15 protein-coding genes are annotated in these 16,677 nt (G+C 72.4%); 9 read left to right on the top strand and 6 right to left on the bottom strand.

The features are described 5' to 3' along the window. The 5 genes from ABZS54_RS25310 to ABZS54_RS25290 form a co-directional block, all read right to left on the bottom strand. Positions 1-1,115, bottom strand: a 1,115-nt coding sequence (locus ABZS54_RS25310; RefSeq protein ID WP_355540343.1) for a sigma-70 family RNA polymerase sigma factor, incomplete at its 3' end; no start/stop codon positions are given. 242 nt (positions 1,116-1,357) lie between these two features. After that, positions 1,358-2,086 carry a hypothetical protein gene (locus ABZS54_RS25305; protein ID WP_355540340.1) on the bottom strand — a complete coding sequence of 243 codons (729 nt, stop codon included), beginning with the start codon at positions 2,084-2,086 and terminating at the stop codon, positions 1,358-1,360. Positions 2,087-2,238: 152 nt separating this feature from the next. After that, positions 2,239-3,180, bottom strand: a complete 942-nt coding sequence (locus tag ABZS54_RS25300; RefSeq protein ID WP_355540337.1) for a 5'-3' exonuclease — start codon at positions 3,178-3,180, stop codon at positions 2,239-2,241. Positions 3,181-3,220: 40 nt separating this feature from the next. Next, the gene (locus tag ABZS54_RS25295; RefSeq protein WP_020552020.1) at positions 3,221-3,595 is read right to left on the bottom strand and encodes an STAS domain-containing protein; all 375 of its coding nucleotides are present in this window, start codon (positions 3,593-3,595) and stop codon (positions 3,221-3,223) included. Between the two features lie 194 nt (positions 3,596-3,789). After that, positions 3,790-5,040 carry an amino acid deaminase/aldolase gene (locus tag ABZS54_RS25290; RefSeq protein WP_355540334.1) on the bottom strand — a complete coding sequence of 417 codons (1,251 nt, stop codon included), beginning with the start codon at positions 5,038-5,040 and terminating at the stop codon, positions 3,790-3,792. Positions 5,041-5,128: 88 nt separating this feature from the next. Here ABZS54_RS25290 and ABZS54_RS25285 point away from each other — a divergent pair, with 88 nt between their 5' ends. Further along, positions 5,129-6,682, top strand: coding sequence for a carboxyl transferase domain-containing protein (locus tag ABZS54_RS25285; RefSeq protein WP_355540332.1), 1,554 nt, complete (start codon positions 5,129-5,131; stop codon positions 6,680-6,682). A gap of 510 nt (positions 6,683-7,192) precedes the next feature. Next, the gene (locus ABZS54_RS25280; protein ID WP_355540330.1) at positions 7,193-7,930 is read left to right on the top strand and encodes an SseB family protein; all 738 of its coding nucleotides are present in this window, start codon (positions 7,193-7,195) and stop codon (positions 7,928-7,930) included. Between the two features lie 450 nt (positions 7,931-8,380). Here the strand turns inward: ABZS54_RS25280 and ABZS54_RS25275 are convergent, their stop codons facing one another. Further along, positions 8,381-8,773: a DUF1844 domain-containing protein gene (locus ABZS54_RS25275; RefSeq protein ID WP_355540328.1), complete on the bottom strand. Its 393-nt coding sequence runs from the start codon at positions 8,771-8,773 to the stop codon at positions 8,381-8,383. Between the two features lie 370 nt (positions 8,774-9,143). Here ABZS54_RS25275 and infC point away from each other — a divergent pair, with 370 nt between their 5' ends. From infC to pheT, 7 genes are all read left to right on the top strand, one after another. Next, positions 9,144-9,845 (top strand): translation initiation factor IF-3, encoded by a 702-nt coding sequence (gene infC / locus ABZS54_RS25270; RefSeq protein ID WP_355540346.1) that lies wholly within the window; start codon positions 9,144-9,146, stop codon positions 9,843-9,845. 98 nt (positions 9,846-9,943) lie between these two features. Next, positions 9,944-10,138: a 50S ribosomal protein L35 gene (rpmI, locus tag ABZS54_RS25265; RefSeq protein WP_020552014.1), complete on the top strand. Its 195-nt coding sequence runs from the start codon at positions 9,944-9,946 to the stop codon at positions 10,136-10,138. Between the two features lie 117 nt (positions 10,139-10,255). Beyond that, entirely contained in the window at positions 10,256-10,648 is a 393-nt protein-coding gene (rplT, locus tag ABZS54_RS25260; RefSeq protein ID WP_355540326.1) for a 50S ribosomal protein L20, read from the top strand. Positions 10,649-10,721: 73 nt separating this feature from the next. Next, positions 10,722-11,570 carry an RNA methyltransferase gene (locus tag ABZS54_RS25255; RefSeq protein ID WP_355540323.1) on the top strand — a complete coding sequence of 283 codons (849 nt, stop codon included), beginning with the start codon at positions 10,722-10,724 and terminating at the stop codon, positions 11,568-11,570. 127 nt (positions 11,571-11,697) lie between these two features. Further along, positions 11,698-12,747, top strand: a complete 1,050-nt coding sequence (locus tag ABZS54_RS25250) for an ATP-binding protein (protein WP_355540320.1) — start codon at positions 11,698-11,700, stop codon at positions 12,745-12,747. Positions 12,748-12,910: 163 nt separating this feature from the next. After that, positions 12,911-14,032, top strand: coding sequence for a phenylalanine--tRNA ligase subunit alpha (gene pheS, locus ABZS54_RS25245; protein WP_355540317.1), 1,122 nt, complete (start codon positions 12,911-12,913; stop codon positions 14,030-14,032). Further along, entirely contained in the window at positions 14,032-16,539 is a 2,508-nt protein-coding gene (gene pheT / locus ABZS54_RS25240; RefSeq protein WP_355540314.1) for a phenylalanine--tRNA ligase subunit beta, read from the top strand. Before pheS ends, pheT begins: the two co-directional genes overlap by 1 nt. Positions 16,540-16,677: the final 138 nt, after the last annotated feature.

Here is a 16,677-nt window from a genome sequence, read left to right as displayed (position 1 = left end):
CCCGCGGCCAGGCCCATCCCGCCGGCCACGGCCGCGGCCGCCGCGGCGGTGCCCGCGGCCACGGCCGTGCCGCTGAGGAAGATCGGCGCGGTGATGCCGATCAGTGCCAGCGCGATCGGCCCGTACCGGTCGCGGACGTCGACCATCTCCGCGTAGGTCTCGTTGCACCGGCTGCACTTCTTCAGGTGCGCGTCGATGCTTTCCCGGCGTTTCTCGGAGTCCATCCGGTTGCGGATGTGCCGGCCGTAGTACCGGGTGAACTTCTTGCAGTTCTCGTCCTTGACGCCGCCGGTGGCGAACGCCACGAAGTAGTTGTCGCGTAGTTCCTGGCGGGCCCGCTCCAGGATCTTGCGCACGTTGTCCGGGTTCTCGCCGACCAGCGGGGCGACCTGGACGGCCTGCTCGCCCTCGATGTCCACGTGCCACAGCACCATCCGGGACCGCTCGGGCAGGTTCTGGAACGCCTGGAGCGCGAGCCGCGCGTCGTCGGCCTTCACCACGCGGTCCTGGTTCTCCCACGCGGACTCGAAGGCCGTGAAGTCCTCGGTGAGCCATTCGCGGCGGTCGCTCCCGGTCCAGTCGCCCGCGACGTGCCGCACGGTGGTGAGCAGGTAGGCCCGGAACGCCTCCTTCGGCCCCCGGCCCGAACGCAACGCCTGCAGCGTGCGGGCGAACGCCTCGGCGCACAGGTCGTCGGCGGCCTCGGGGGTGCGGGTGCAGGTGCGCGCGAAGCGGCGGACCGAGCCGACGTGGCGCTGATAGAGCAGGCCGTAGGCGTCGCCGTCGCCGGCGCGCACCAGGTCGGCCAGTCGGCCGTCCGGGGGGCCGTCGAACGCGGCCACCCAGCCGGTGTCGGCGTCCGGTGCGGCGTCGCAGTGCCCGCCGCCCGGGCCGGGCGCGAAGGGGTCGGGCGCTGCGGTGTCGGCCGTCCGGGGCTGGGTCGGTTGGGCTGCGGCCGGCTCGGGCCCGAGGTCGCCGTCGTACGCCCGAGGGTGATGCACGCCGCGCTGGCCGGGGACGAATGGGGGACGTGCGCCGGAGCCGGTCGCCTCGGCGGCGCCGCCGCTCGCGTCGCCGCTGGGGTCCGGGGTCGCCGCGTCGTCCTCGCGTGCCACCGTCTGCCCCCTTGTTCGCGTGCCGTACCCGATCGCTCGGACAGCATCGTGACCATCCGGACACGGTCTGTCCACAAGCGGGGGGGTCGGGTAAGGCACCCGGCGTGCGCTCCGGCGCGGGTGGCGCGGCACAGGCGCGTGGGCCGAACACCCGCGCCTACGCCGTTCGGGGGTTCGCGGCGGGTGTGACGCTGCGTCATTCGGGTGACGAACGTACATGCGAAGAGCTGGTTCATCGCGCGCTACCGACCCGTCGAGCCCGGCGCGGTGGTCACGCGCACGCTCGAACGCGGGACGCGCGGGGCCCCGCCGGGCACCCCGCCGGGGCCGTCCAGCGGGTCCACCGGCGCCCGGCACAGCCGGTCCAGGCGGTCCGGCAATTCGGGGTCGTCGCCGTCGAGCAGGGCCATCAGCCGCCCGGGCGGCACCGCGTAGGCCTGGTCGCCGAGCGCGCGTTCCAGGTGTCGGGCGGTCAGCAGCAGGTGGCGCAGGTGCCCCCACGGCAGCGACTCGGGCACCTCCAGCCGCACCACCGCGAGCCGCACGTGCTCGCCGGCGGCGGCCCGCCGGGCCAGTCGCTGCTGCAGGAGTGCGGCCGAGGGGAGTTCGGTGATCGGGTCGGTGCCGGGCGGCAGGGTGCCGGGCACGTTGGCCCGGGTGCGGGTGCTCAGGTAGGCCTGCACGAGCGGGCCTGGCGCGCTGTGGGCGAGGCCGCACAGGAACAGCGCGTCCAGTTCGGCCAGTGCCACGTCCAGAGGGATCTCGGCGGCGGCCCGGTCGCGGGCCAGGGCCAGGCACGCGGAATGCACGTGGCCGTCGCGGACGAAGGCGTCCAGGCATTGCTCGGCGGCGTTGCTGTGCCAGGCGACCCGGGCCGGCCAACCGGCCCGGAAGGTCACCCGTTGCCACTCGCCCCGGAGTCGGTCGCGGTCGAGTCGGGTGGTGATTGTGGTGTCACACTCGGTACGCATGCCTGGGGAGACAGGTCTTCAGGGCGAACGTGACAGATTTCATGGAACTTTCCGATGTGACCTGGATCACATTGTCGGCCGTGCGCCCGGCGCGTTCGGGAGCGACCCTTTCGAGTGGCCGGCCGCCGTCCCCGGGTGGAGATTCCCGGGCATCACCGACGAGGGGTGAGCACGTCGAGCAACCGGTGCACCGGACCGCTCAGGCCCCACTGTCGGCGCAACGCGTCGAGGGCGACCGGGTCGGCCGGTTCGGTGGGCAGCGGCCGATCCCACTCGGCCGGCGGCGGCAGCGGCACATCTCGTACCACCCGCACCACGCCCGGGGCCACATCCAGGTAGGCGCCCGCCTCCAGGATCCGGGCCCGCCGGGCCGGGGTCAGCTTGGCCGCCGGGTCGGCTGCGGCCGCGCGCACGCCCGCCAGGTCGCCGTACTCGCCGATCAACTGCGCCGCGGTCTTGTCCCCGATGCCCTTGACCCCGGGCAGCCCGTCGCTGGCGTCGCCGCGCAGCGTGGCGAAGTCCGCGTAGGCCGAGGCGGGCACGCCGTAGCGGGCGAGCACCTCGGCCTCGTCGATCACCTCGTGCGCGGCCACGCCCTTGACCGTGTAGAGCACCCGGATCGCGCGTGCGTCGTCGACGAGTTGGAACAGATCCCGGTCGCCGGTGACGATGTCCACCGCGATGCCGGCCCGCTCGGCCAGCGTGCCGATCACGTCGTCCGCCTCGAAGCCCGGCACGCCCACGCGCGGGATGCCCAGCGCGTCCAACACCTGCTCGATCACCGGGACCTGCGGGGCGAGCGTGTCCGGGATCTCCTCCTCGTCCGGCCCGGCCGCCTCGGCGACCCGGTGCGCCTTGTACGAGGGGATCGCGTCGACCCGGAACTGAGGTCGCCAGTCCGCGTCCATGCACGCCACCAGTCGGGTGGGCCGGCGGTCCTCGACCAGGCGGGTGATGAAGTCGACCAGGCCGCGCACGGCGTTGACCGGTGTGCCGTCGGGAGCCTTGACCGACTCCGGGACGCCGAAGTAGGCGCGGAAGTACAAGGACGCGGTGTCGAGGAGCATCAGACGTTCAGTCACCCGCCCGATCATGCCGCACCGGACCGACGTCGGCCCGCGCGTGGGACCGGACTCAGTCGGCGAACTCGTCGAGCACTTCCTGAAGGGTGTCCCGCACGCCCAGCACGTCGATCAGACCGGTCATCCGCAGCGTCGCGCGGACGTTGCGATCGGGTGCGGCCAGGCGCAGTTCGCCGGAGAAGGCATGCATCGACTTGAACGCGTCTATCAGCACACCCAGGCCGACCGAGTCGCAGAAGTTCAGCCCGGTGGCGTCCACGACCACCCGGCGACAACCGCCATCGATCAGCTCGATCAGCGTGCGATGCAGCAACGGGGCGTTGTGCAGGTCCAGTTCGCCGGCCAGGTGGACGACCGCACAGCCGCGCCAGATCGTCACCCCGGTGACGGGGTGTTCCTGCCCGAGCGTGCCCAAGCGCGCGATCATGGCTGCGACCTTTCACCGGCCGGACGTACCGCCGCGCCGATACAGCGCCGGCAATGGGCATTGTGGGCCATCCGTGGTGGTGCCGGACAGCCCCTCAACGGGTCGTTTTTTGCGCGGTGGGCCGAACGGGTGGGTCTTGTCCGGTTAACGGCCGGTCGGTCCCCGTCGTCGCCGCGATCCGCGCGGCCCCGCGCTCACAGGAACGTGTGGCCCTCGCCCCGGTAGGTGGGCACCGTACGCACCACCCGATCGCCCTCCACCAGATGCAGCGCGTCGAAACGCTCGCACAGTTCACCCGCCTTGGCGTGCCGGAACCATACCGAGTCGCCGATCCGCAGATCGTCCGCGGCCGCGCCGCGCAGCGGCGTCTGCACCTCGCCGGCCGCCTCCTGCGGCTGGTACGACAGGCCCTGCGGCAGGTATGGCTGGGGCAGCCGGTCGGCCGCGGGTACTCCCGACGCCGGATAGCCGCCGCCGAGCACGGTCACGCAGCCGTGTCCGGCGCGGCGCACCACGGGCAGCGCGAACAGCGCGGCGGGGCGGCCCCGGAAGCAGGTGTAGTGGTCGAACAGACGCGGTTGGAAGAGCCCGGAACCGGCGGCGACCTCGGTGATCGAGGACTCCGCGGCGGTGCGCTCCACGCTGCCGGTGCCGCCGCCGTTGACGAACTCCAGCGCAGTGATCGCGCGCACCGCCCGGACGATCTCGGCCCGGCGCCCGCTCAGTTCGGCACCGGCCTTCGCCTGCATCGCGCGCAGGATCCGGCCGTAGAGAGCGCGACCGTCGGGCGCGTCGCCGACGCCCGCGATGTGTGCCTCGTAGGCCATCAGCCCCACCAGCCGAAAGCCCGGTCGGCGGGTGACCGCCTCGGCCACCGCGACCACCTGTTCGGGCGTGTGCAGCGGCGAGCGGTGCGCGCCGATGTGCACCCGGCCACCGAACGGTTGCCAGGAGGTGTCGATGTCCACGCACACCCGCAGTTCGGCCCGGGGCCGCACGTCCGCGATCGCGCGCTCGATCAGGTCCAGCTGGGCCGGGTCGTCGATCATGATCGTCACCCGCGCCGCGGCCTCGGCGTCCGCCGCCAGCCGGCGATAGCCGGCGCGGTCGGTCGAGGGGTAGGCGACCAGGACGTCGGTGATCCCCTCGCTCGCCAGCCACAGGCCCTCGGGCAGGGTGAACGCCATCACGCCGTGGTAGCCGTCCAGCGCCAACACCTCGTGCAGCAGCGGCAGGCAGCGCACCGACTTGCTCGCCACTCGCACCGGTGTGCCGCCCGCGCGGCGCACCAGGTCCGCCGCGTTGGCCCGGTAGGCGGTCAGGTCCACGATCGCGAACGGCGCGTCCAGGTGCGCGGTGGCCTTGTCGTAGCGGGAACGATCGGCGCCGAGGGTGAGCGGCGCGGCGGGAGCGGACACCGGCGGCGCGGCGGTGAGAGGAGCCATTCCCGCAGCCTGCCAGATCGGCGTACCGACCGGTAGGACTCATCGGTAACGGGGTGAACGTTGCCGGGTGTGGCATTAGCTTGATCATATGAGTCACCCCGAGCGAGTGCGGGCGCTCGATCTGATCGAACGCGTCCTGGATCCGGGCAGTTTCCGTGGCTGGAACGACCCGTTGCCCACGCTCGCGGCACCGGATCCGGGGTACGCGGCCGAGCTGGCGGCGGCCCGCGCGCGGACCGGCCTGGACGAGGCGCTGGTCACCGGGGAGGGCCGGATCCACGGCCGTCGGGTGGCGGTGGCCGCGTGCGAGTTCGACTTCCTGGCCGGCTCGATCGGCGTGGCGGGTGCCGAACGGCTGACCCTCGCGGTGGAGCGGGCCACCACCGAGGGTCTGCCGCTGTTGGCCTCGCCCACCTCCGGCGGCACCCGCATGCAGGAGGGCACCGTCGCGTTCCTGCAGATGGTCAAGATCTCCGCGGCGGTGGCTGCACACCGCGCGGCCGGTCTGCCCTACCTCGTCTACCTGCGCCACCCCACCACCGGCGGCGTGTTCGCCTCCTGGGGCTCGCTCGGCCACGTCACCGCCGCGCAGCCCGGCGCACTGATCGGCTTCCTCGGGCCGCGCGTGTACGAGGCGCTGCACGAGCAGCCGTTCCCGGCCGGCGTCCAGGTCGCGGAGAACCTGTACGAACACGGCCTGATCGACGCGGTCGTGCCGCCGGAGGAACTGCGGCAGGTCGCGATCCGGGTCTTCGACGTGCTCGACTCCGGTGCCGCGCCGTCCGGCCTGCCGGGCGATCCGCCGCTCGGTGCGCGGTCGGGTCCGGCGCCCGAGGCCGACGTCGAACCGCAGCCCGACGTGCCGGCGTGGACCTCGGTGGAGCGTTCGCGTGATCCGCGTCGCCCGGGGCTGCGCACGCTGCTGCGGCACGGTGCGCGGTCGGTCACCCCGCTGCGCGGGACCGGCGAGGGGGAGAGCGAGCCGGCGCTGCGCCTGGTGCTGGCCCGGTTCGGGGCCGGCCCGGGACTCGGCGCGCCGTGCGTGGTTCTGGGACACGACCGCACCCGGCAGAGCGAGCACGGCCCGTTCGGCCCCGCCGGGCTGCGTCAGGCCCGGCGGGGCATGCGGCTGGCCGCCGAGTTGGGCCTGCCTCTGGTGACGGTGGTGGACACCGCCGGCGCCGCGCTCTCGCGCGAGGCCGAAGAGGGTGGCCTGGCCGGCGAGATCGCCCGCTGCCTGGCCGAGTTGGTGTTGTTGCGCGCGCCGACCGTGTGCCTGCTGCTCGGCCAGGGCTCCGGCGGCGGCGCGCTCGCACTGCTGCCCGCGGACCGGGTGATCTGCGCGCAGCACGGCTGGTTGTCGCCGCTGCCGCCGGAGGGCGCGGCGGCCATCCTGTATCGGAGCACCCAGCGCGCCGCCGAGATCGCCGGACGCCAGGGGATCCGCTCCGCCGACCTGTATCGGAACCGGATCGTGGACCGGGTGGTGCCCGAGCACCCGGACGCCGCCGAGGAACCCGAGGCGTTCGTACGCCGGGTGGCGGCCGTGCTCGACCACGAGCTGAGCATGCTGCGGGTACTGGACGCGGACGACCGCCTGGCCGCGCGGATGCTCCGCTATCGGCGCCTCGGCCTCTCCTGAGTGGTCCGGATGTCACTCGAACGGGTGAGTTTGCTGGGAGTCCCGGACGGCAAATCCCGCCGGTTCCTACGCTGAATCCGGTTCGGGAACCGGACCGGTCACAGCCCACCCGTCCGAGCACGGGCCAGGACGGGCCGGCTAGGCCCGGTGCTCGGCCCGTTCGGGACGCGACGCCTCGATGACGTCGTCGTGACCCGATCCGGTTCGGGCGAGCCGGACCTCGGTAGGGGTCGCGGGTCGGCAAGTGGTCGCCGACCCGCGTCCTTGCCGTGGACGGGCGGTGGCGTGCCGGGCGGGCGGTCGATGCGTCGGTGCCGGGGGCTGCGGGTTCCGGGTTCGGTGGGGTTCGGTGATCCGGTTCGGTGCGGCGGGCGGGGGTGGGTGTTCGTCGGGTGGGTGCTCGGGATGCTCGGAGTGCTCGGGGTGCGGGGTATTCGGGGGGCTGTGGTCGGGGCGGGGCGGGCGCCGTGCGGGGATGAGCTTCGTCGGGTGCGGGTCTAGAGTCGACGGGTGGATTTCAGCGGCAAGAGCATTCCCGACACCGGTTTTCCCGACGACGACGGCAGCGCACATCCGGCCCTGGCCGAGGCTCTGGCGGCTCCGGAGGTGGACGACGAGGCGGTCTCGCTGGCGTTGCGCGACGCGCGGCTGCTGGTACCGGTCGTGGCCATACTGACCGAGGAGGAGGACGTCGCGCCGGGGGAGTTGCGCCGGGAGAAGTCCAGCGACATGGCGGTGCCCACGATCCAGGGGCCGGACGGGCGTCGGGCGCTGCCCGCGTTCACCTCGGTGGCGGCGTTGGCCCGTTGGCGGTCGGATGCGCGGCCGATCCCGGTCGAGGCCGCGCGTGCCGCGCACGCCGCGTACGCGGAGGAGGCGGACACGCTGCTCCTGGACATGGCCGGGCCGCACCCGTACGAGCTCAGCGGGAGTCGGTTGCGGGCGGTGGCCGAGGGGCGCGCACACGTGGCGCCGCATCGGGACCCGGAAATCCTGGACGCGGTGCGGGCGGCGGTGGCGCCGGAGGGGGCGGTCTCGGCGGTCTACCTGACCGAGGGCGGCGGGCACGAGTTGACCCTGAGCCTGGTCGCGGCGGCCTCGCCGACCGAGGTCACCGAGGCCGCGCGGCGGATCGTGGGGCGACTGGCCGAGGACGACGTGGTACGGGCCCGGCTGGATCGCGGCCTGGACCTGGCGATGTTGCCTCCCGGCAGCGCACTCGACGTGGTACCGCTGTACACACGCTGAGCACGTGACCGGCGTCGGCCCGAGGCCCGCTGTGTCCTCGAACGCCGGACGGGCCGGGTGGCTCGGGTCGGCCCGGTCCGCGTTCCGGGCGGGTCGCGGCGGTCGGCCTGCGGGTCCTCGTGCCGGACGGGCCGCACGCGGGCCGGGTGGCTTCGGGGCCGGTTGGCCGGCTCGTTGGCGGTGGGTCGGGTCAGCCGGCCTGCGGCCTGCTTGTCCTCAAGCGCCGGACGGGCTGGGTGGCCTGGACCGGGGCGGGGGCGTCCGGACCGGGTGGTGTGACTCCGGATTCAGCCGGATGGCTTGGGTTCGGAGCCACCGGACGGCGTGGGGCGGTGTGGGCCTGGCCGGGACGGACGGGGCCCGGCGGGGTGGATCGGGTCGGTCCGAGGTGACGTGTGAGTGGGGTGCCGGACGGGCTGGGGCGTAGCCCGGCCGGCGGGCGGGTGGGGGTCAGGCGTGGACCGGGCCGGTGAGCTTTTCGCCCGGGCCCTTGCCGACCTGGTCGGGGTGTGTGGAGGCCTCGCGGAAGGCGAGTTGCAGGGTCTTCAGGCCGTCGCGCAGCGGGCCCGCGTGGTAGGACCCGACCTCGGGGGCCGCGGCGGTGACCAGGCCCGCGAGGGCGGTGATCAGCTTGCGTGCCTCGTCCAGGTCCTTGTGCGCCTCGCCGTCCTCGGCCAGACCGAGTTTGACCGCCGCCGCGCTCATCAGGTGCACGGACAAGGTGGTGATGACCTCGACGGCGGGCACGTCCGCGATGTCCCGGGTCATGGTCTCGACCCGGTCGGGCCGGCCGGCGACGTCGTCGGAGGGGTCGGGTGACATAAGTGGGGCGCTCTCGCTCATGTGCCCAGTCTCGGGTATGCCCCGGAATCGGGGAACAACGGGGCCCTTCGGCATGTTCGAGCCAGTGGTAGAGTGGTGTATCGACCGACCGGGCATCTGCATGCCCGGCCTGCAAGCGGAGGCTCCGTCTCCCACCCGATCGACCTCACGGACGACGGGTACCGGTCCGGCGTGGCGCATTTCGTGTGCGTCCGTTTCACGTTCGTCGCCCCAGGGCGGCTTCGTTGCCGGTGATGGAGCCTCGCATGCAACCGTGCGAGGCTTTTTCGCGTTGCCTGGATGGCTTCGTGAGGGCCTGGCTCGGGGGGAAGTTACACCGAGACACATGTGACCGCTTCGCCCGCGGTCGCTTCAGGTATGAGGAGGCCCCATCAGCGCCGAGCCCCGCATCAACGACCGGATTCGCGTCCCCGAGGTGCGACTCGTTGGTCCTGGCGGCGAGCAGGTCGGAATCGTCCCGCTGGCCAAGGCCATGGAACTTGCCCAGGAGTACGACCTCGACCTCGTCGAGGTCGCGGCCAACGCCCGGCCGCCGGTCTGCAAGCTCATGGACTACGGCAAGTTCAAGTACGAGTCGGCCATGAAGGCCCGTGAAGCGCGCAAGAACCAGGCGCACACGGTCATCAAGGAGATGAAGCTCCGGCCGAAGATCGACCCGCACGACTATGACACCAAGAAGGGTCACGTCGAGCGGTTCCTGAAGCAGGGCGACAAGGTCAAGATCACGATCATGTTCCGTGGTCGCGAGCAGTCCCGGCCCGAGTTGGGCTACCGACTGCTGCAGCGTCTCGCGACGGACGTCCAGGACCTCGGGTTCATCGAGTCGAACCCGAAGCAGGACGGCCGCAACATGATCATGGTTCTCGGCCCGCACAAGAAGAAGACCGAGGCCATGGCCGAGGCTCGCGAGGCCCAGGCGGCTCGCAAGGACGCACGCCGCGTGGCCGTCGAGGCCGGGGACGACCACCCCGACGAGACGGACGCCCCCGAGGCAGCTCCGGCCGAGGAAGCTCCGGCCGCCGAGGCACCCGTCGCGAGCGACGCGGAGCCGAAGGCCGACGAGCAGGTCTGACCCGGAACGGGTCGCCCCGCGCCCGATATGCACACACACACCTGTGCCTGCCCGGTCACCACCGGGCGGGTGCGGCACGACGAGGAGACTGCGGCGACATGCCGAAGAACAAGACCCACAGCGGTGCCAGCAAGCGCTTTCGTATCACCGGCTCCGGCAAGGTGCTGCGCCAGCGTGCGGGTCGCCGTCACCTTCTCGAACACAAGCCCTCGACCGTGACCCGGCGGCTCGCCGGCGTCGTCGAGGTGGCCCCGGCCGACGCCAAGAAGATCAAGAAGCTGCTCAAGAAGTAGTAGGCAGCAGTCGTCGCACCGGCTGACGAGAACCCACCGGTCGGCGACCGGCGACGGTCCCAGACTTACCCGGGCCGCGGTCGATACACCGCGGTCTGACATCAAGGAGTTCATCAAGTGGCACGCGTCAAGCGGTCAGTCAACGCCCACAAGAAGCGTCGCGTCATCCTCGAGCGGGCGTCCGGCTACCGCGGCCAGCGGTCCCGTCTGTACAGGAAGGCCAAGGAGCAGGTCACCCACTCCATGGTCTACAACTACAACGACCGCAAGAAGCGGAAGGGGGACTTCCGTCAGCTGTGGATCCAGCGCATCAACGCCGCTGCCCGCCTGAACGGGATGACCTACAACCGCTTCGTGCAGGGCCTCAAGGCCGCCGGTGTGGAGATCGACCGCAAGATGCTCGCCGAGCTCGCGGTCAACGACGCCCCGGCGTTCGCCGCCCTCATCGAGGTAGCGCAGAAGGCCCTCCCGGCCGATGTCAACGCGAAGAAGGAAGACGCCGCGGCCTGATCGTCGACTCACGTCGTCGATGTCGCAGCATTTCTTACGTCGTTACAGGCCGAGAGCAGAGAACGGTAACGCGATGGCGAGCCCCGAGCTGACGTCCACCCGATCACCACGAGTGGCGGCGGCCCGGCGGCTCGCCAAACGCGCTTTCCGGGCCCGTGAACGGTTGTTCCTGGCCGAGGGACCGCAGGCGGTCCGCGAGGCGGTGGCGCTGCCCGGGACGTTGCGCGAGCTGTACATCACCTTCGAGGTGGCCGAGCGCTATCCCGATCTGGTCGCGGGCGCGCACCAGGCCCGGGTACCGGTGTTCACCGCCACCGACGAGGTGGTCGGGGCGATCAGCCAGACCGTGACGCCGCAGGGCGTGGTCGCGCTGTGCCGGTTCGTGGACGTACCGCTGGAGAGCGCGATGGCCGCGCGGCCGGATCTGGTCGCGGTGCTCGCGAACGTGCGCGACCCCGGCAACGCCGGCACCGTGCTGCGCGCAGCGGACGCGGCCGGCGCCGAGGCGGTCGTGCTCACCGACGCGTCCGTGGACCCGTACAACCCCAAGGCCGTGCGGGCCTCGGTGGGCAGTCTCTTCCACCTGCCGGTGGTCACCGGCGCCCGGATCGAGGACACGATCGCCGCGCTGCGCGCCGCCGGGCTGCGCATCCTGGCCGCCGACGGCGCCGGGGACGCGGACCTGGACGGGGAGTTGGACGCGGGTGGCCTCGACGGGCCCACCGCGTGGATATTCGGCAACGAGGCGTGGGGGCTGCCCGAGGAGACCCGGGCATTGGCCGACGCCGTCGTGCGCGTGCCGATCCACGGGCGGGCCGAGAGTTTGAACCTGGCGACCGCCGCGGCCGTGTGTCTGTACGCGTCCGCCCGCGCGCAGCGCGGGCACGGGGGCTGCCGCTCCGGCGCGCGAAGCGAGGGATGACCCCGTCGTACCCGGCTTGACCACCGGTCGGGCGGGAACCAGTCCGGCGCATTCGGACGGCACGTCGCGCGTTGGGATAGTGTGTCCGGCCCGGAACTGCCTCGGGCCCGAAACGGGAAGGGGGCCGATGGACGCCGACATGCTGCCCGACGGCCTGGTGATCGCGGACGAGAACGGCACGGTGGTCACGTTCAACACCGCCGCCGCCCGGATCACCGGGACGCGTCCCGAGGACGCGCTCGGCAAACACATCGCGGACGCGCTGCCGCTGGAGGACCTCGAGGGCAGGCGCTGGTGGGTGTGCACCGACCCGTACGGCGGCCTGGGCACCCGCACCCGGCAGCCGGAGCGCAATCTGCTCCTGGCCGGCCGGGAGATTCTGGTCACGGCGTCCTTCGTCCGCGCCGACGGGCCGCACAGCCCGCTGGCCAAGCTCGTGGTCTCGCTGCGCTGCACCGATGCGCGCAGGCGGATCGAGCGCGGGCACTCCGACCTGATCGCCACCGTCGCGCACGAACTGCGCTCGCCGCTGACCTCGGTCAAGGGCTTCACCGCGACGCTGCTGGCCAAGTGGGAGCGGTTCACCGACGAGCAGAAGCGGCTGATGCTGGAGACGGTGGACGCGGACGCGGACCGGGTCACCCGGCTGATCACCGAACTCCTGGACATCTCCCGGATCGACGCGGGCCGGCTGCAACTGAACCGGCAGGTCGTCGACATGGAGGAGGCGGTGCACCGGCACCTGCGCGCGATGGAGTGCAACGGGCTACCCGACGAGCGGTTCGTGGTCGTGGTGGACGGGCCGCTGCCCAACATGTGGCTGGACGCGGACAAGCTGGACCAGATCCTGGGCAACCTGCTGGAAAACGCGGTGCGCCACGGCGCCGGAACCGTCACCATCGAGATGCGCGCGGTCTCCATCGGGGCCGCGCCCGGGGCGCAGGGGACGGAGATCACGGTGAGCGACGAGGGCCCGGGCATCCCGGACGAACTCCTCGACCGTGTCTTCACCCGTTTCTGGCGCGGCAACCGCCGCGGCGGCACCGGCCTGGGGCTGTACATCGTCAAGGGCCTGGTGCAGGCACACGCGGGCAGCATCGGCGTGGATCGCGCCGAGTGCGGCGGAGCCCGATTTCGATTTACCCTGCCGGCCGCGATGCCGGACGTCCTGATGTAGCACGCCGCCGAAGCGGCAGGTCGGGACGCTCCACCACACGTCGTCGCGGTCCGGCCGACACACGCACGCCCACGCGGCGTCAGTAAACTCGGAGCGCGGACGTCGCAGGACGTCGTTGCCGCCTCCACCACCGGCGGATCCCCCACAGGAGCACTGGACACAGATGTCGGCACCGAACAAGTCGTACGACCCGGTCGAGGTCGAGGCGTTGAAACCAGAGGAAGTCGAGCAGGCCCGCGACGCGGCGCTCGCGGCGGTCGCCGCCGCGAGCGACCTCGCCGAGCTGCAGGAGGCGAAGGTCGCGCACACCGGCGACCGTTCGCCGCTCGCGCTCGCCAACCGCGAGATCGGCGCGCTCCCGCCGCAGGCCAAGGCCGAGGCCGGCAAGCGGGTCGGGCAGGCGCGCGGCGCGGTGAAGAAGGCCCTGGAGCAGCGTCAGGTCGAGCTGGAGGCCGAGCGCGACGCGCGCGTGCTGGTCGAGGAGGCGGTCGATGTCACGCTGCCGTGGGACCGCGCTCCGCGCGGCGCGCGGCACCCGCTGACCACGCTGTCCGAGCGGATCGAGGATCTCTTCGTCGCGATGGGCTACGAGGTCGCCGAGGGCCCGCAGGTCGAGGCGGAGTGGTACAACTTCGACGCCCTCAACATCCTGCCGGACCACCCCGCGCGGACCATGCAGGACACCTTCTTCGTGCGCGCCGAGGACGGCTCGGCGGATTCGGGCGTGGTGCTGCGCACGCACACCTCGCCTGTGCAGATCCGCACCATGCTGACCCGGACCCCGCCGATCTACGTGATCTGCCCGGGCCGGGTGTACCGCACCGACGAGCTGGACGCCACGCACACCCCGGTCTTCGGCCAGATCGAGGGTCTGGCCGTGGACAAGGGTTTGACGATGGGCGACCTCAAGGGCACGCTCGACCACTTCGTGCAGGCGATGTTCGGCGAGGGCATCGTCACCCGGCTGCGCCCGTCGTATTTCCCCTTCACCGAGCCCTCCGCCGAGCTCGACCTCAAGTGCTTCGTGTGTCGCGGCGCCTCGGTGGGCGACCCGGAGCGGCCGTGTCGCACCTGCCGGTCCGAGGGCTGGATCGAGTGGGGCGGCTGCGGCATGGTCAACCCACGCGTGCTGATCGCGTGTGGCATCGACCCCGAGGTGTACAGCGGCTTCGCGTTCGGCGTGGGCCTGGAGCGTGCGCTGATGTTCCGGCACAACGTCGAGGACATGCGAGACATGGTCGAGGGTGACGTCCGGTTCACCCTTCCGTTCGGGATGGAGATCTGATGCGGGTCCCGCTTTCTTGGCTGCGGGAGTACGTCGACCTCCCCGCCGGCGAGTCCGGGCGCGATGTCGCCGACAAGCTCGTGGCGCTGGGTCTGGAGGTCGAGACGGTCGAGCAGCTCGGTGCGGACCTCAAGGGGCCGCTCGTGGTCGGCCGGGTGCTGGAGATCGAGGAGCTGGAGGGCTTCAAGAAGCCGATCCGGTTCTGCAAGGTCGATGTCGGCGACGCCAACGGCACCGGTGAGCCGCAGGAGATCGTCTGCGGTGCGCGCAACTTCGAGGTCGACGACAAGGTCGTGGTGATCCTGCCGGGCGGCGTGCTGCCCGGCCCGTTCGAGATCGCCGAGCGCAAGACCTACGGCCGTGTCTCGCGCGGGATGATCTGCTCGGCCCGCGAACTGGGCATGGGCGACGACCACGACGGCATCATCGTGCTGCCGATCGAGGCTCAGATCGGCGCGGACGCGATCGAACTGCTCGGCCTGATCGACGAGGTGCTCGACATCGCGGTGACCCCGGACCGGGGCTACTGCCTGTCGATGCGCGGCGTCGCCCGCGAGGCGGCGATCGCCTACGGGCAGCCGCTGCGTGACCCGGCGCTGCTGGACGTGCCGGACGCGAACTCGTACGGCTACCCGGTCCTGGTCGAGGACACGGCCGGTTGTGACCGGTTCGTCGCGCGCACCGTGGTCGGCATCGACCCCGAGGCGCCGTCCCCGCTGTGGTTGCAGCGCCGGGTGCAGATGGGCGGCATGCGGCCCATCTCGCTCGTCGTGGATGTCACCAACTACGTGATGCTCGAACTGGGCCAGCCGCTGCACGCCTACGACCGGACCCGGTTGCAGGGCGCGATCGTGGTGCGTCGCGCGCACGAGGGCGAGACGCTGACCACGCTGGACGACGCCGAGCGCAAGCCGGCCCGCGAGGACCTGCTGATCTGCGACAACCGAGGGCCGATCGGCCTCGCGGGCGTGATGGGCGGGGCGAGCACCGAGATCGGCGTCGAGACGACGGACATCGTGATCGAGGCCGCGCACTTCGACCCGGTATCCATCGCGCGCACCGCGCGCCGGCACAAGCTGGGTTCGGAGGCGTCGCGCCGGTTCGAGCGCGGCGTGGACCCGGAGGCGGCCCGGGCCGCGGCGCAGCGCGCGGTGGACCTGCTGGCCGCGCTCGGCGGCGAGCGGGCCCAGGCCGAAGCGGGCGTGACCGAGGTGGACGCGCCGCGTGAGATGGTGCGGATCGTGCTCGCGGCGGACCACGCGGCGAAGGTCGCGGGTGTCGCGTACCCGCGCGAGACGGTCGCCCAGCGGTTGCAGGAGGTGGGCTGCTCGGTCGAGGGCATCGACGAGCTGACCGTGGTGCCGCCGACCTGGCGGCCCGACCTGACCGACCCGAACGACCTGGCCGAAGAGGTCATCCGGTTGGAGGGCTACGAGCAGGTGCCCTCCACGCTGCCGCAGGTGCCGGCCGGTCGCGGGCTGACCGCGGACCAGCGGCGCAGGCGTCGGATCGGGCGCGCTCTCGCGGGCGCGGGCTACGCCGAGGTGCTCGACTACCCGTTCGTGGGACAGAGCGCGTTCGACGACCTCGGGCTGGCCGAGGACGACGCGCGGCGGCGCACCGTGGTGCTGGTCAACCCGATCTCCGAGGAGGAGCCGGCGCTGCGCACGACACTGCTGCCGGGGCTGCTCGGGACGCTGCGCCGCAACCTCGGGCGCGGCAACGGCGACCTGGCGCTGTTCGAGTCGGGAGTGGTCTTCCTGCCGAACGCGTCGACCCCGCGCGCGCCACAGCTCGCCGTGGACCGGCGGCCGACCGACGAGGAACTGACGGGGTTGGCCGCGGCGTTGCCGGATCAGCCGCAGCGGGTCGCGGTGGTGCTGGCCGGCGAGCGGGAGCACTCCGGCTGGTGGGGCAAGGGTCGGCCGCAGGTCTGGGCGGACGCGATCGAGGCGGCACGGGTGGTCGCGGACGCCGTCGGTGTTGAGCTGACAGTGCGTCAGGACCAGTACGAGCCGTGGCATCCCGGGCGCTGCGCGGCGCTCGTGGCGACCGCGGCGGACGGGACCGAGCGGGTCGTGGGGCACGCGGGCGAGCTGCACCCCCGGGTGCTCAAGGCGCTGCACCTGCCCGAGCGGGTGGCCGCGATGGAGCTGGACCTGGACCTGCTGACCGCCGACCTCGACGGGGAACACCTACCGCAGGCCGGGCACATCTCCTCGTACCCGGTGGCCACGCAGGACGTCGCGCTGGTCGTGGACGCGTCGGTGCCGGCCGCGACGGTGGAGGCGGCGCTGGTCGAGGGCGCGGGCGCGTTGTTGGAGTCGGTCCGGCTGTTCGACGTGTACACCGGCGCGCAGGTCGCCGAGGGCGGCAAGTCGCTGGCCTACGCGTTGCGCTTCCGGGCGCCGGACCGCACGCTCACGGTCGAGGAGGCGACGGCCGCGCGCGACGCGGCGGTGGCGCTCGCGACCGAGCGGACCGGGGCGGTACTGCGCGGGGCGTGAGGCCGGGTTGTATCTCGTTGCTCGGCTGCGGCCCGCACACCTTCGGTTCGGGGGTGCGGGCCGCAGCCGTGTCAGGGCAGGGGCGGCCGAACCGGGGCCGGATCCGGCGCCGGTGCGGTGGGCAGGACCCGCCCGGTT

This window comes from Embleya sp. NPDC005575, from assembly GCF_040605455.1.
In the GTDB taxonomy this organism is placed as follows: Bacteria; Actinomycetota; Actinomycetes; order Streptomycetales; family Streptomycetaceae; genus Embleya.
This window is presented reverse-complemented; position numbering and strand designations above follow the sequence as displayed.

Coding starts and splice junctions, on each gene's coding strand:
- ABZS54_RS25275 (WP_355540328.1), bottom strand. CDS start 8,773: ATGAGCGAGAGCGCCCCACTTATGTCACCCGACCCCTCCGACGACGTC.
- rpmI (WP_020552014.1), top strand. CDS start 9,944: ATGCCGAAGAACAAGACCCACAGCGGTGCCAGCAAGCGCTTTCGTATC.
- ABZS54_RS25250 (WP_355540320.1), top strand. CDS start 11,698: ATGGACGCCGACATGCTGCCCGACGGCCTGGTGATCGCGGACGAGAAC.
- ABZS54_RS25290 (WP_355540334.1), bottom strand. CDS start 5,040: ATGGCTCCTCTCACCGCCGCGCCGCCGGTGTCCGCTCCCGCCGCGCCG.
- ABZS54_RS25300 (WP_355540337.1), bottom strand. CDS start 3,180: ATGATCGGGCGGGTGACTGAACGTCTGATGCTCCTCGACACCGCGTCC.
- ABZS54_RS25255 (WP_355540323.1), top strand. CDS start 10,722: ATGGCGAGCCCCGAGCTGACGTCCACCCGATCACCACGAGTGGCGGCG.
- pheT (WP_355540314.1), top strand. CDS start 14,032: ATGCGGGTCCCGCTTTCTTGGCTGCGGGAGTACGTCGACCTCCCCGCC.
- ABZS54_RS25285 (WP_355540332.1), top strand. CDS start 5,129: ATGAGTCACCCCGAGCGAGTGCGGGCGCTCGATCTGATCGAACGCGTC.
- pheS (WP_355540317.1), top strand. CDS start 12,911: ATGTCGGCACCGAACAAGTCGTACGACCCGGTCGAGGTCGAGGCGTTG.
- ABZS54_RS25295 (WP_020552020.1), bottom strand. CDS start 3,595: ATGATCGCGCGCTTGGGCACGCTCGGGCAGGAACACCCCGTCACCGGG.
- ABZS54_RS25305 (WP_355540340.1), bottom strand. CDS start 2,086: ATGCGTACCGAGTGTGACACCACAATCACCACCCGACTCGACCGCGAC.